This window comes from Salinibacterium sp. PAMC 21357, assembly GCF_000247645.1.
Classification (GTDB): domain Bacteria; phylum Actinomycetota; class Actinomycetes; order Actinomycetales; family Microbacteriaceae; genus Rhodoglobus.
The window spans coordinates 1,200,132-1,214,641 of sequence record NZ_AHWA01000004.1 but is presented as its reverse complement, the minus strand read 5'-3'; the positions used below and the strand labels follow the sequence as shown (position 1 = coordinate 1,214,641).

Here is a 14,510-nt window from a genome sequence, read left to right as displayed (position 1 = left end):
AACCATATACCGCAGAACGGTAATATGGTACCGGTGAACGGTTTAAATGATGTTCGGGATCAATCGCAACGCCAGGGAGAGAAATGCTGAAGCTTCACAAATCCACCGACGTGGTTGTCATCGGTGGAGGTCTGGCTGGCGTGACTGCCGCCGTTTCGGCTGCACGACTCGGCTCCACAGTTTCTCTCATCACGAACCGTCCCGTGCTCGGCGGCAACTCCTCCAGCGAGGTGCGCGTGTGGGTAGTGGGCGCAAGCGCTCACGGCCGCCAACGTTTTTCTCGCGAGACCGGCATCATGGGCGAGCTCTTCTTAGAGAATCAGTACCGCAACCCCGACGGCAACCCCTACTACTGGGATCAGACCGTTCTTGATCTTGTGCGCGCTGAAGCGAACATCACGCTGCATCTCAACACTGACGTGCGATTCGTGGAGATGGCAGACTCATCCGTCGCTGCAGACTCCATCGCCTCCGTCACCGGTTGGACAATGGGAAGCGAAATCGAGACCCAATTCTCGGCGCCCGTGTTCATCGACTGCACCGGCGACGGCCTCATCGGTCACCTCGCCGGTGCCTCCTACCGCGTCGGCCGCGAAAGCTCGGCCGAATTCGGAGAGTCGTGGGCGCCCGAGATCGCCGACGACGAACTTCTCGGCAGCTCGCTCTTCTTTTACACGAAGGATGCTGGCCACGCCGTGCCCTATGTGGCACCACTCAATGCCAAAGACATCAGCTCAACCCCCATCCCCATGAACCGCATCATCCGCACCGGCGACAACGGGTGCGACTACTGGTGGATCGAATGGGGAGGCCTTCTCGACACTGTCACCAACAACGAAGAGATCCGCGACGAACTCTGGAGCGTGGTGTTCGGCATCTGGGACTACATCAAGAACTCCGGCAAATTCGACGCCGACAACCTCACGTTGGAGTGGGTGGGCTCCCTCCCGGGCAAGAGGGAATACCGCCGCTTCTGGGGCGACTACACACTCACCCAGAACGACATCCTCGCGCAACGAAAGTTCGATGACGCCGTCGCATTCGGTGGCTGGTCGATCGACCTCCATCCCGTTGAAGGTGTTTACGCCGAGAAGCCAGGAGCCCAACAGCGCTATAGCAACGGCAGCTACGACATCCCCTACCGCTGTCTCTATTCAGCGGATGTGAACAATCTCCTCTTCGCCGGCCGAAACATTTCTGCCACGCATGTGGCCTTCGGATCGACCCGAGTCATGGCCACCTGCGCGACTCAGGGGCAGGCTGTGGGAACCGCAGCACATCTCGTCACGACGTTGGGCGTGAGCCCCCGCAACCTGGGTGATGACCACATCGCGTTGCTGCAGCAGACCCTGCAACGTGAAGACGCCCCGATTATCGGAGTCTCTATCGACGATGCGGATGATCGCGCGCGCTCCGCTACCGTCACCGCCTCCAGCAGCCTCGAGACAATCGACACCACTGCGCATACCAACCCGAACGACCGGATGCGGCTGGATCGCGACGTTGCGCTGATCGTTCCGGTCAACCCCCGCCTCGACAGCATCCGATTTGTCGCCGATGTCGGGCAAGAAACGACGGTGCGGCTCGAGCTGTGGGATACCGATAAACCGCAGAACTACGTTCCCGTGAATCAGCGACTGGTGCGCGATGTCACGGTGAGCGCCGGAGCAGCAATCGACATTGCGGCCATGTTCGATTGGGCGCCGGGCACTCCATGCAATGCCGTGATCGTCATCCGGATGAATGAGCACGTCGCGCTTCACCTCACCGATGAGCGACCCTACGGTGTGATGGCCCTCGTCTCGCAGACGACTGACGGCGCACACTTCGACGCTCGGATTCCGGACGAAGATGACCAACTCGTCGCCGACTGGAGCGCCCGAGAATTGCGACGAAAAAGCTTCGCAGCCGTGGTTTCGCCCCGCACTGACGCATATTCGCCCGACCGCGTGACAGACGGTCTGCAGCGACCTTTCGGTGGGCCACAATTGTGGTCATCGGCGCTTCTGCCCGCCGCTCGTGATCTGCAGAACGCTCCGGAGGTCCTCACCCTCAACTGGGACGAACCGCAGACGATCTCCTCCGTCCGGCTGGTCTTTAATGATGATGTTGACGAGGACCTCATCAACCTTCATCGGCACGTCACACCGTTCCCGGTGATCCCCGAACTTGTCGCCGCCTACGACCTCGAAGTACTTCAGGTGCAGGATGACGGCACCGCAGTGTGGCGGACGCTGGCGACTGTCGAACGCAACCGTCACCGTCTGCGCATCCACGATTTCGATGCCGTTCAGACCACCGCGCTTCGAGTAGTTGTGACGGCAACGAATGGATCGCCGTACGTCACTATTGCTGCCGTCAGGGCATTTGCTACAGCGAGCGCTCGTGCCACTTCTTCCCGCAGTTCGTTCACGGGCAGCCATAATTGACCTAACGGCTTCCTAGCCGACTCAGCGCTGAGAAAAATATTGATGGAGGATGTATGCCGGTCGAGGTTCAACAGGGCATTGCTCGCGCCTCGGCGGTTCTCGCGGCGCTTGGCGACTCGACGACGGGTGCCATGCGGGCAAGCGAGATTGGCCGCGTAGCAAATCTCGGCGCCACGACCATCGCGCGCCTTCTGAGCTCGCTCGAAGAACTCGACTACGTCTCGAAGGATCCCGAAAGCCAGCTGTATTCCATCGGCCCCGAGATTTTGAAACTCAGCAGCCAGGGGCTCAATCAAAACGCAGTGCATCGTGAATCTCGGTCGGTGGCCCAAGAACTGGCGCGGCGAACCGGCCTCAGCGTGAACGTCGCAATTCGAGACAACGACCACATTGTGTACCTCTGCCACTTCGAGGGCGAGCTGGCGCCCAAAGCCCACACCATGATTGGTATGCGCCAGCCAATGCACGCCTCAGCACTCGGCAAATGCCTACTAGGTTCGATGAGCGAGAACGAACGGCGGGAGCTGTTGGGCCCCGACCCGCTCCCCTCCTATACGGCGATGACGCTGACCACTCACGAACGTTTGAGCGCAGACCTTGCCTCTTCTGAGGATTCCGGGGTCTGCACGGAAGACCAGGAGCTCGCGTTAGGTCGACTGTGCATCGCCGCCCCGATTCACGATGCGCGCGGCGCTGTGGTGGCATCCATTTCGGTTTCGGGGCGCCTGAGCGTCATGCGGCAACAAGACCTTGAAGACGTCACCGAGCTGATGATCGAAGCCGCAGACCGCATCAGCGTCGGGCTCGGAATGATCTCTGCCATCCCGCACTAAGAGCGTGGGTGTCATCTCCGGGCGGTCCTGCTTCTCTTGGCTGGTGACCTATTCGGTCCGAGCAAGACGCACAACGGCCTGCACCGGCGCGTGATCCGACGGCCAACCGCGCTCATAGCGCGTGACGTTGATGGCGGCCTGCAGCGCCGTGACGCTGGGCGTTGCCAGAACCCAGTCAATCCGTTTGCGGTTGTGCTTGGGCGGGCCGTAGTTCGGGAACGTTCCCCACACTTGAGTGACGCGCTCCGCGGCGGTGTCCCAGGTGTCGACCAGCAGCCCGTTGCCGGTGAGCTGGTCGTACGGGTCGGTGGCGGCATCCGTATTGAAATCGCCGGTCATGATCGTGGGATGCGGTGTCGCCTGCACGATGCTTCTGAGCGCATCGGCTGAACGCAGCCGCGAAGTGCGGGAGCGGTGGTCGAGATGGGTGTTGATGGCCTGAAACTGGATGCCGGTGGCGAGGTCCAAGAAGATGGCCTCCACCACGATGCGCGGAGTGCGATTGCCCCAGGAGGTCGAACCGGGAATATTCGGGGTGTCTGAGAGAGCGGTCTGACGCCACTCGATGACCTGCAGTCGCCGGGAGTCGTAAAAGATGGGGCAGCCTTCGCCACCCGTGTTTTTCTCGCGGCCGTAGCCGATCGAACGGTAGTGCTCCCCCAGCGCTTGGCGCACAAACCTGGCCTGCGTGAACAGGGCTTCTTGCACGCCGAGCAGCGCGGGCTGTTCGGCGGCGAGCAGTCGTTTTATTAGCGGCCGGCGACGCCTCCAAAGGTCGGGGCTGCGCGGCAACAGCTCGGGGCCGCGACGACGGATGTTGTACGACATCACCTGCAGCGCGGGAGCCTCGACTGGCCCGATCAGCGCGCTGCCCCGCGGCGGGAACGCCAACTTCGGCTCCCGCTCGGGCGCTAAGGCCAACGCCAGCGCCGAAAAACGTTTCGGCCGTGGAGTGGGGCTGCCAGTCATGAATCCAGCCTAGGGGGCTGTCCTGTGTTTCGCTGATGACGCGAGCGAAATCGGCGGTAACGGCACGTGATCAGCCCGGATGTCTCCGGCCGGCCATATTCTGATTGAGACATGTACCTTCTCACCGATACCGCTCTCGTCACGAGCGCCAGCGATCTGACCCAAGCCTCGAACTGCGAGTTCGGTTTTTTGCGCGTGCTCGACAAGCGGTTGGGGTTCTCGACTGATCCGCTGCCCGACGACGATGCGATGCTCATGCGGGCGGCTGAGCTCGGCAACGCCCATGAGGCCCGGTTGCGGGATCGCTATCGCGACGAGTTCGGTGATGCGATGGTCGAGTTCGATAAGCCTCCGGGGCGGGATGCCGCGGTGCTGCGCGACTACGCGGCACGCACGCGCGACGCTCTGTTGGCCGGCGCGCCCGTCGTTTTTCAGGGCGTGTTCTTTGACGAAACCGACCCCGAGTCACCGTTCATCGGTTACGCCGACTTTCTCGTCCAGCAGCCCGACGGCAGTTATCGGGTCGTCGATTCGAAGCTCTCGCGCCACGTGCGCGTCACCGCGCTGCTTCAACTGGCGGCGTATCACGAGCAACTTCTGAAGCTCGGCGTTGCCGCCAACGGAACCGTCGAACTGATCCTCGGCAATGACACCTCCGAGCTCGCCTCCGTCGCCGATATCGCCCCCGTGTTTCGACGCCGTCGCGCCCGCATGCACGCGATCATCGCCGAGCACCGCGCTGAAGGTACGCCCGTCGAATGGCACGACGAACGCTTTGCGCGGGATGGCCGCTGCAAGTTCTGCAAGGAGCCCTCGCAGGCTGCCGACGACCTGTTTACGGTCGCGGGGTTGCGCGCGGGGCAGCGCACGAAGTTCTTGGCGGCGGGCATCCGCACCCTCACTGATTTAGCGGAAGCCTCCGAGCGACCCGACGACCTCGCGATCCCGAAGGCGAGTTTCGCGAAGCTTCATCTTCAGGCCAAACTGCAGCACACGGTCGATCCGGCTGACTCCCACGCGAAACCGCCCGTCGTCGTTGTTGATCCCCTGCCGATCGCGAGCCTGCCCGCGCCCAACCCCGGCGACCTCTTCTTCGACTTCGAGGGCGACCCGATGTATTCCGAGCCCGGTATCGGCGGAACGCCGCGCTGGGGCCTCGATTACCTCTTCGGTTGGGTGGATGCCGCGGGCGACTTCGACTGCCTCTGGGCGCACTCCCTGGATGAGGAACGAATCGCGCTGCGGTCATTCCTGAAGTTCGTCACGGAACGGCGGCAGCAGCATCCGGGCCTCCACATTTATCACTACGCCAGCTATGAGAAGACGCATCTGCTGAGCATTGCCGCGCGGCATGGCGAGGGTGAGGATGTTGTCGACCAGCTGCTGCGCGAGGGTGTGCTCGTCGACCTGTACCCGATCGTGCGGGGCGCGCTGCGCATCGGAACGCCGTCGTATTCGATCAAGAAACTTGAACCGCTCTACATGGGTGACGAGGAGCGCGCCGGGGTGACGAACGCGGCCGATTCCATTGGCGAGTACGTCGAGTCGAGCGTCGCGGCAGCCAACGGCGACGTGGAACGGGCGACCGAGATTCGGGATGCGATCGCCCGCTACAACGAGTACGACTGCGTGTCGACGCTCAAACTGCGCGACTGGCTGCGGGCACTGCCCGAGGTGCAGGGCGTGACCGTCGACGTCGACGAGACCGAGCTTGATGTGAAGGTTTTCGAACCCAGCGCGCTCGACCTTCAACTGCAGGCTCTCGGCGACGATGCCGAGGAGCAAGGCGACGACACTGCCGCGAGCGCCTATCGCATGGCCGCGGCCGCCATCGATTATCACCGGCGCGAGGTCAAGAGTTTCTGGTGGGAGCACTACGACCGCCTCGAGCAGCCCTCCGAACTGTGGGAAGACACTCGCGGAATCTTCGTGATCGACAGCGCAATGCTGACGCTCGACTGGCATAAGGAGGGACGCCAACGCAACGAGCGTCGGCACCTGTATCTGCGTGGCCAGTGGGCGCCGGGCAGCAGTGCGCCGCGGCCGGGTGGCGACGTGTTTCTCGTCTACGGCAACCCGCTTCCGTACGTTCCGCCGGGCCATCGCGCCGGGCACCGCCTTGCCCGCGCGGTGCGTTTTTCTGACCCCGCCGAGGATGCCGATGGCATCTTTGTGATCGAGACTCGCCCCGACGAGATCCCGGCGTGGGATGAGATGCCCACCCACATCACGCCCGGCCCTCCCCCGCGCGCCGACAGTATCGTCGCCGCGATCGAAGCCTGGGGCGAGACGGTCGTTGCCGCCGCTCCCGAGTGGCCCGACGACGCAATGTCCGATCTTCTCCTGCACAAAGCGCCCGCCACGGTGAGTGCGCTCGAACCCATGAAGAGTGCGGATGATGGGGTGCGCGCCGTCATCGCCTCGCTGGTCTCGCGGCCGAGCGGCTATCTTGCCGTGCAGGGTCCTCCCGGCACGGGCAAGACGTATCTGGCGGCCCATGTCATCCACGAACTTGTCGAGAGACACCACTGGAAGGTGGGCATCACCGCGCAGTCGCACAAGGTGGTCGAGAACGTTCTCGATGCGGTCGTGCTCGACGCGAGCCTCGACCGCGAGCTGGTGGCGAAGGCGGTGCCGGGCGAGTTCGGGCCGGGCTATTACGCCGACGGTCCCTTCAGCGAGCTGCCCTACAACGGTCACGCGGGTTTCGCCCTCGAGCACGAGAACTCGGGCTACGTCATCGGCGGCACCGCGTGGGATCTGACGAACCGCAAGCGTGTGCAGGCCGACCAGCTCGACCTTCTCGTGATCGATGAGGCGGGCCAGTTTTCGCTCGCGAACACGATCGGGGTGGCGGCGAGCGCGAAACGCATCTTGCTGCTCGGCGACCCGCAGCAGCTTCCGCAGGTGAGCCAGGGCATCCATCCGGCCCCGGTTGATGGTTCGGCGTTGGGTCATGTGATTGGTGAGCTGGCGGTGCTTCCGGATGACTTCGGTTACTTCCTGGAGGAGAGCCGCCGCATGGATGAGGCCGTCACGCGCCCCGTCTCGCAACTCTCGTATGACGGCCTGCTGCGCTCGCACGCGTCAACAGAGGGGCGGATGCTCGCCGGCGTCGCCCCCGGGCTGCACTCGGTGCCGACCGCTCATGTCGACAACTCGACGTTCGCGAGCGAAGAAGCCGACCGCGTGGTGGAGCTAGTGCGCGAGCACCTCGGAGCCCTCTGGACATCGCAGGCCGGCGGCTCCCCGAAACCGCTCGATGAGGACGGCATCATCGTGGTGACGCCGTATAACGCGCAGGTGGAGCTCATCCGCGGCCGCCTCGATGCTGCGGGCTATTCGCGCGTGGTCGTGGGCACCGTCGACAAGTTCCAAGGCCGAGAAGCAGTCATCTCGATCGTGAGCCTCGCCGCCTCGAGCGCCGACGATGTGCCCCGCGGCCTCGACTTCCTGCTCTCCCGCAACCGCCTCAACGTCTCCATCTCCCGCGCCCAGTGGGCCGCGTACCTCGTCTACTCGCCCGCACTGCTCGACTCGCTGCCGCAGACCGCGGAGGGCGTGGCGACGTTGAGTCGGTTTATCTCGTTGGTTGAGGGTGCCGCGCTCTCCGAAGGCGACGCTCCGGTCGTCTGAGCGGGATCGCTGCTAGGTTGGCGATATGGATGAACCTTCTCTCCGAGACGAGATCAGGGCCTTCGTGGCGGAGCGCGATTGGGGACAGTTTCACGCACCGGAGAACCTGGCCAAGAGCATCTCAATCGAAGCTGGCGAGCTGCTCGAGTGTTTCCAGTGGAACGCACAGGCCGATCCGGAGCGAGTTCAAGAAGAGCTCGCCGACGTCTTGACCTACTGCTTCATGCTCGCTGATCGAATAGGAGTAACTCCCGATCAGATTGTTAGAGACAAACTTGCCGTTTCACGGGAAAAATACCCCGTCGAGAAAGCCCAAGGCGCGAGCACTAAATATGACCGACTTTGAGATTGAGCGGGTCGCGTTCAAGAAGCAAGACATCGGAGTCTGGGCCCAGTTAAGCGCGCGAAATACCAATTGGCCCGTGGTTTATGTCCTAGACGACGCAGCAAAAACTGTGGCAGGCAATAGGTCGCGGCTCAGCGACGTCTATGTGGGCGAGTCGCGCAATGCAGCCGGCAGGATGTTGCAGCACATCGACTCGAGCAGCAAGAGTCACCTTAAGACGGTACGTGTGGTGATCGACAGCACATTCAATAAGTCAGCCTGTCTAGATCTAGAGTCGTACCTGATTCGTCTGCTTGCCGGGGACGGAACCTATCGTGTGTTGAACCGGAACGACGGGATCACCGATTCCGATTATTACGATCGTGAGCGTTATCAGGCATCGTTCCGGGAAGTCTTCGAGAAACTACGGTCCGATGGAGTGTTCACGCGCACAATCCCGGAGATTGAGAACAGCGATCTCTTCAAGTTGTCCCCGTTCAAGTCGCTCAGCCCTGATCAAGCAATCGCCGTTGAAGACATCGTCGAGGGTTTGTTCGAGAACCTCGAGAAGAGCAAACTCAGCACGATTGTGATTCAGGGCGACCCGGGCACGGGGAAGACGGTAATTGCGATCTACCTCATGAAGCTACTCGTCGACATCGCGCAATCCGAACCGGGCAATGACATCGACCAGGATTCGATGTTCTCCGAGTTTTTTGCATCCGGTTACCCTCAAATCCTCGACGGATTGCGGCTCGGAATCGTTGTACCGCAACAGTCGCTGCGAAAGTCCATTCAGAACGTCTTCGCGAAGACACCCGGATTGACTCGGGGCATGGTGATGACTCCGTTCGAGGTCGGAGAGTCCACCGAAGACTTCGACATTTTGATCGTCGACGAAGCGCACCGCCTGAACCAGCGAGCTAACCAGGCCTCGGGCCCCCAGAACGTCAAGTTCAAAAAAATTACTGAAGCGCTCTTTGGGACTGACGATAAAACTAAGACGCAGTTAGATTGGCTGCGCGCCAAAAGCCGCCATCAGATCTTGCTCATCGATGAAGCTCAGAGCGTTCGCCCCGCCGACCTCCCGCTGTCTGTGACACGCGCTTTGGTTCAAGACGCGAAAGCTGTCAGCAATCACTACAGACTCGCATCGCAGATGCGAGTGCGAGCCGAGTCGGACTACGTTGGCTACGTCCGCCGCCTAATAGGTGCCGCATCGATCGAAGCAAAAACTGCTCCACTGATACCTGAAGAATTTGCGGGCTATGACTTCCGCCTGTTCGACAGTGTTGAGCAGATGCACGACGAAATTCGCGAGAAGGATGCCGAGTTCGGTTTGTCCAGGCTTACCGCTGGCTACGCGTGGGAGTGGAAGTCCAAGAAGCAGCCCGCCGCCTACGACATCGAAATCGACGGCTGTCAGCTTCGCTGGAACAGCAAGGCGGTGGACTGGATCGCCTCCCCAAATTCAGTTGACGAAGTCGGCTCGATTCACACCGTTCAGGGATACGACCTCAACTATGCCGGCGTCATCATCGGGAATGACCTGAGATACGACCCCGAAACCGACTCACTGTTCATCGACCGTGACTCCTACTTCGACAAGAAGGGCAAGGAGAACAATCCAACGCTCGATAAGGTCTACACCGACGCCGATCTGCTGCAGCTAATCAGCAATGTTTACGCGGTGCTCCTCACCCGTGGAATTCGTGGCACCTACGTTTATGTCTGCGATCCTGCACTCCGCAACTACCTACAGAAGTTCATCCCGTCCAGCGGCGTAGAAACGGAGTGAATCCTGCAGCCGCAAGGTTGCGGTCTTCCCCACCGACACAGCCACGGAGAACCTATGAGACTTTCTAGCGCACAAACTGACCGCGCCACCGGCGTGATGCTCGCGATGGCGTGCGGCGATGCTCTCGGCGCCGGCTACGAATTCGGGCCCCCCTTCGAGGGCGAGGTCGTCATGCAGGGCGGCGGTGGCTTCGGCTGGGCGCCCGGCGAATGGACCGACGACACCTCCATGGCCGTGCCCATCTTGCGCGCCGCGGCCTCCGGTCGCGACTTGCGCGACGAGGCTGTGCTCGACGAGATCGTCGCGGCCTGGGTCAACTGGGCCAAGACGGCGCCGGATGTCGGGGTGCAGACCAGCGGAGTGCTGCGCGGCATCGAACCTACCGCGAGCGCCGCCCGAGCATCCGCCCGCCGCGTGCATGACGCTCGCGGTCGCAGTGGCGGAAACGGCTCGCTCATGCGCACCGCCCCGGTCGCGCTCGCCTACCTCGGCGACGCCACTGGTCTCGCCGAGGCGGCGCGCGCGATCAGCGACCTCACCCACTTTGACGAGGATGCCGGCGACGCCTGCGTGCTCTGGAGCCTCGCCATCCGTCACGCAATCCTCACTGGCGAGGCGGATGTTCGGGTCGGGCTTTCAGCCCTCGCCCCCGATCGCGCCGCCCGCTGGGCCGAGTTCATCGCTGACGCCGGGACCCGGCAGCCCCGCGACTTCACCAAGAACGGCTGGGTTGTGGAAGCGCTGCAGGCCGCGTGGTCGGCGATCGTCAATGGCGAAAGCCTCGTCGACACCCTCGAGCGTGCCGTGCGGGGTGGCCGCGACGCCGACACCGTGGCCGCGATCGCGGGCGGTCTCGTGGGTGCCCGCTGGGGACTCTCCGCGATTCCCGCCGCCTGGCAGCGCATCGTGCACGGCTGGCCGAACCTCACGAGCCTCGACCTGGTGCGCCTCTCCACCGAGATCGTGCGGGGTGAGCCGGTGCCCGAACGCATCGACTACACCAAGTTAGGCGACGTATCGACGCTGGTGCCACATCCGCACGACGCCGGCGTCTGGCTCGGCGCTGTCGGCGCGCTCGACGCGCTTCCGGCCGAAGTGGATGCCGTGGTGTCACTCTGCCGCATCGGCTCTAAGCAGGTGCCGGCCCGCATCCGCCACCGTGTCGAGGTGCGCCTGATCGACAAGTCAACGCCCTCCGAAAACCCGAACCTGCTCTTCGTGCTCGCCGATGCAGCGGATGCCGTGGCCGCCCTGCGCGCCGAAGGCCACACGGTGCTGCTCCACTGCGTGCAGGCGCAAAGCCGCACCCCCACCGTCGCTGCGCTCTATGCCGCGCGGCACCTCGGGCTGCCGATCGACACCGCGCTGGCTGAGGTGCGTGCGGCCCTGCCGAACGCTCGCCCGAACGGGGCGTTTCGCGCGGCGCTTGCCGACGCTTCGCTGGCTAGTCGCAGCTAAGCAACCATCGAAGTCGCGCGGGCTATGCGTAAATGCATAGCCTCTGAAGTACACTGAGCCTCAATACTCATGACTCGCGAAAGGAGAACCGATGACGCTCGCAGCCGAAACGATCCGTACCGCTCGCATTCGCGCGGGCATCAGCCAGGCCGCTCTCGCGCGCCGCGCCGGCATTGCGCAGTCGACAATCAGTCGCATCGAGCACGAAGAAATTGATCCGACCTGGTCGACAATGCAGAGCCTGCTTGCCGCTACGGGCTGGGAGATCAACCCACAACCAACATCCGCAGCCCAACTGCTGTCGCCAACAACGGTGTCCCGGGCGATGACGGAAAGTCTGCGAAAAAGCGACTCGGAGTCGGCCATCCGAGATCTAGCTGAAGGCGTCGGGCGCCTGATTCGCACCGGCGAGGCCGGTGAGAACCTTCCCCAGTGGGCCATAGCGCAACCGTCGAAGCCGATCGGGATCCCACTCTGGGACACCTTCCTCGCGACCGCGTTTGCGTACGGACTCGAGCGTGCGGGCCAAACCCCACCTCAGTGGATGCTCGCTGTCCCAGCATTGCCCCACGAAACCTCACCCGGCGACGACCCCGGTCCAGAATTTCGGGACTGGCTGCGAGCGCGAACACCTCAAGTGTTCCTTGACAAGAACATCCTCTCGCGGGCTGAAGACTGGGCGATCGCATGAGCGGCGGCTACCGTCAACTCAACGCGAGCGAAATCACGGAATTGCTCGGCGAGCTCCTCGAACGCGCCGCCGCCGAGGGTGTCGAGGTCGACGCCTACGTTATCGGCGGCGCCGCGATGGCAATTCACTTGGGCCGCGACCAGCTCACTCCCGACGTCGATGGCCTCTTCTTCCCGTTCGAGCGCGTCAAACTCATCGGAAGACAGATGGCTGAAGAGCACGGCCTGGATCCCGACTGGGTCAACGAGAATGCCCGCCCTTTCATCACGTTTGACACAACAGATCCGCGACATTTTGTGGAGGTCGAGCTCCGCGGGCACAAGCTCCGGCTTGCTTCGCAGCGTGCCCTTCTTGCCATGAAAATGGCGCGGTATGCGCGCAAGGACTATGCAGACATCACTGCGCTGATCCGCTCATTGGGCATCACATGTGCTGAACAGATTGTCGACCTGACATACGACGTACTCGGCGAAGAGTCATTGTCACTCACCGCTGGTCGGGATGATCTGGTGATACTGGCCGCAGAGGCACTGGCGCGGGTGAAGCGAGCGATGGAACAGCCGCACTGAACTCGTAGTTGCGGGTCGCGTATCCTGCGCGCCATTAGTGCCCCCGGTGATCCTGAATCGTCATCCGCGGCCCAAACGCTGGCTTACGAAACCCGGATGCCGTGATGAGTCGCACAACGCGCTGACGGTGGCCGCGCCAAGGCTCGAGCAGTTCGAGCATCCGCTCATCGTCGACGGGTTCGCCAATCAGCGCCCAGCCGACGACGGCGGCAAGGTGGTAATCGCCGACGCTCGGGCTGTCAGGGTCGGCGTGCGAGCGCTGCGCGGTTTCGGCGGCCGTCCACACACCAACGCCCACGACTGATCGCAGCGCGGCCTCGATGCGCGGCCCGCCACGACCCCAGTCGGCCGTGCGCTCGAGGGATGCCGCCACTTGCGTCGCGCGCATCACGGTCGCCGAGCGCTGCGGCCCGACTCCGGCGCGGTGCCACTCCCACGACGGAATCCGCGCCCACTCCTGCGGCGACGGCACCACCCGCATCCCGGCCGGGGCTGGCCCGGGTGCTGGCGAACCAAACTTGGTGACGAGGATGCGCCACCCCCGCTTCGCCTCGATGCCGGTGACTTTCTGCTCCAGAATCGCCATCACGAGTGCCTCGAAAACGAGTCGAGTGCGAGTCAACCGCAGACCGGGGTTCTGCCGCTGCGCCTCAGCGGCAAACGGAAGCGCTGAAACATCGAAGTCGCTCCAGTCGTCGCCCTCCCCCAGCAACTCGGGAACGCTGTCAATCGCCCACTCGGCTCCGGCGCCCCACGCGGTGCACTCCACATGCGACTGGTGCTGAACGAGAAGCAAAGTGGCGGGGCCCGCAGGCGTGAGCATCGTGCGCCAGGTGCCCGTGGCATCCACCTGCATGGTCGGATCACCGGCACCACGCTTCAACGGCTGCAGGGTGGCGCGCACATCGACCGGGCGCCCGGGCGCGAAACGCAGGCGCACAGGCTCGGCGGCGGCGAGCGCGAAAGTCATACAGGGTAGATTACGCGGCACCCCTGACGTAGAGTTTGTCTCATGATGTGGTTGGTTATTGCGGCGGTGATCGGATTGATCACGGGGGTGCTGTCGTGCGAAGCACGCACTCCGACCTACAAACCGCTTCCCAACGTCGTCATTCTCATGGTGGGCATGGGCGCGGTAATCGTCATCATCGCAACAACAGGAGGCCACGGGATGATGGGCTACGCCTTTCTCGGCGGCCTGATCATTACCCAAGTTGCTTACGCCCCGCGGATCTGGTTGCGGATCTTCCCCGAAGCCGGCTTCAGCTACTGGCAGCTCGTCGCGCAACAATTCACCAATCCCCGCGACCTGCGCAAGGAGTACGCGGCGATGCTCGGCGAGCGCAGCAACGCATGATGTGGATCGTGACGATGGCGCTGAGCGGCGCTGGCCTAGGCCTTTACCAAGCACTCGCAACCGTTCCGCGGATTCGAGCGCTTCCGACGATTGGCGGCGCAGTAGTGCTCGTCTTTCTCGTAGTGTGGCCCAGCTTTCAGCTCAGCCCAGATGTTACGCCGTGGTGGCTCAGCACCGTGGCTTCGTTCACATTCCTCCTGACCTTTATCGCCGCTAGCAGCCTGTACTCCGCTTCGTTGTGGTTAGAACGATTTCCTGAAGCAGAACTCACGTATAGAGAGATGCTTTCCCGAGAACTCGTAAACCCCAAATACCTGCGTCAGCAGTACGCGGCGATGCTTGTGGATCGCGAAAAACAGCGTGCGTTCTGGAACAGCGACTCCGGCACCACCTCCGACGCCGTGGACTAGCGAGCCACCCCCAGCCAACAGCCGTAAACTTGCCC

The 14,510-nt window shown here is 62.8% G+C and carries 12 protein-coding genes; 10 read left to right on the top strand and 2 right to left on the bottom strand.

Annotation, left to right across the window (positions count from 1 at the left end; genetic code table 11):
* Positions 1-83 precede the first annotated feature (83 nt).
* Both ON14_RS09265 and ON14_RS09260 read left to right on the top strand, forming a co-directional pair.
* Entirely contained in the window at positions 84-2,429 is a 2,346-nt protein-coding gene (locus ON14_RS09265; protein ID WP_010204691.1) for an FAD-dependent oxidoreductase, read from the top strand.
* 53 nt (positions 2,430-2,482) lie between these two features.
* Entirely contained in the window at positions 2,483-3,262 is a 780-nt protein-coding gene (locus tag ON14_RS09260; RefSeq protein WP_010204690.1) for an IclR family transcriptional regulator, read from the top strand.
* A gap of 48 nt (positions 3,263-3,310) precedes the next feature.
* On the opposite strand, the gene ON14_RS09255 is transcribed toward ON14_RS09260, so the two are convergent.
* The gene (locus tag ON14_RS09255; RefSeq protein WP_010204689.1) at positions 3,311-4,231 is read right to left on the bottom strand and encodes an endonuclease/exonuclease/phosphatase family protein; all 921 of its coding nucleotides are present in this window, start codon (positions 4,229-4,231) and stop codon (positions 3,311-3,313) included.
* Positions 4,232-4,342: 111 nt separating this feature from the next.
* On the opposite strand from ON14_RS09255, the gene ON14_RS09250 reads away from it, so the two are divergent.
* The 6 genes from ON14_RS09250 to ON14_RS09225 all read left to right on the top strand — a co-directional run bounded on the left by ON14_RS09250 (position 4,343) and on the right by ON14_RS09225 (position 12,708).
* A complete protein-coding gene (locus ON14_RS09250; RefSeq protein WP_010204686.1) occupies positions 4,343-7,867 on the top strand; it encodes a TM0106 family RecB-like putative nuclease in 3,525 nt (1,174 codons plus the stop codon).
* Positions 7,868-7,892: 25 nt separating this feature from the next.
* On the top strand, positions 7,893-8,213 hold the full coding sequence (locus ON14_RS09245; protein WP_010204685.1) for a nucleotide pyrophosphohydrolase: 321 nt from the start codon (positions 7,893-7,895) through the stop codon (positions 8,211-8,213).
* Positions 8,200-9,990, top strand: coding sequence for a DUF2075 domain-containing protein (locus ON14_RS09240; protein WP_010204684.1), 1,791 nt, complete (start codon positions 8,200-8,202; stop codon positions 9,988-9,990). The genes ON14_RS09245 and ON14_RS09240 overlap by 14 nt, the downstream gene beginning before the upstream one ends.
* 54 nt (positions 9,991-10,044) lie before the next feature.
* Positions 10,045-11,448: an ADP-ribosylglycohydrolase family protein gene (locus ON14_RS09235; protein ID WP_010204683.1), complete on the top strand. Its 1,404-nt coding sequence runs from the start codon at positions 10,045-10,047 to the stop codon at positions 11,446-11,448.
* 91 nt (positions 11,449-11,539) lie between these two features.
* A complete protein-coding gene (locus tag ON14_RS09230; RefSeq protein ID WP_010204681.1) occupies positions 11,540-12,139 on the top strand; it encodes a helix-turn-helix domain-containing protein in 600 nt (199 codons plus the stop codon).
* Entirely contained in the window at positions 12,136-12,708 is a 573-nt protein-coding gene (locus tag ON14_RS09225) for a nucleotidyltransferase (RefSeq protein ID WP_010204680.1), read from the top strand. The genes ON14_RS09230 and ON14_RS09225 overlap by 4 nt, the downstream gene beginning before the upstream one ends.
* 34 nt (positions 12,709-12,742) lie before the next feature.
* Here the strand turns inward: ON14_RS09225 and ON14_RS09220 are convergent, their stop codons facing one another.
* Positions 12,743-13,678 carry a DNA-3-methyladenine glycosylase family protein gene (locus tag ON14_RS09220; protein ID WP_010204679.1) on the bottom strand — a complete coding sequence of 312 codons (936 nt, stop codon included), beginning with the start codon at positions 13,676-13,678 and terminating at the stop codon, positions 12,743-12,745.
* A 42-nt stretch (positions 13,679-13,720) separates the two neighbouring features.
* On the opposite strand from ON14_RS09220, the gene ON14_RS09215 reads away from it, so the two are divergent.
* Together ON14_RS09215 and ON14_RS09210 are read left to right on the top strand one after the other, a co-directional pair.
* Positions 13,721-14,065 carry a hypothetical protein gene (locus ON14_RS09215; protein ID WP_010204677.1) on the top strand — a complete coding sequence of 115 codons (345 nt, stop codon included), beginning with the start codon at positions 13,721-13,723 and terminating at the stop codon, positions 14,063-14,065.
* Positions 14,062-14,475, top strand: coding sequence for a hypothetical protein (locus ON14_RS09210; protein WP_010204676.1), 414 nt, complete (start codon positions 14,062-14,064; stop codon positions 14,473-14,475). The genes ON14_RS09215 and ON14_RS09210 overlap by 4 nt, the downstream gene beginning before the upstream one ends.
* The last annotated feature ends 35 nt before the right edge of the window (positions 14,476-14,510 follow it).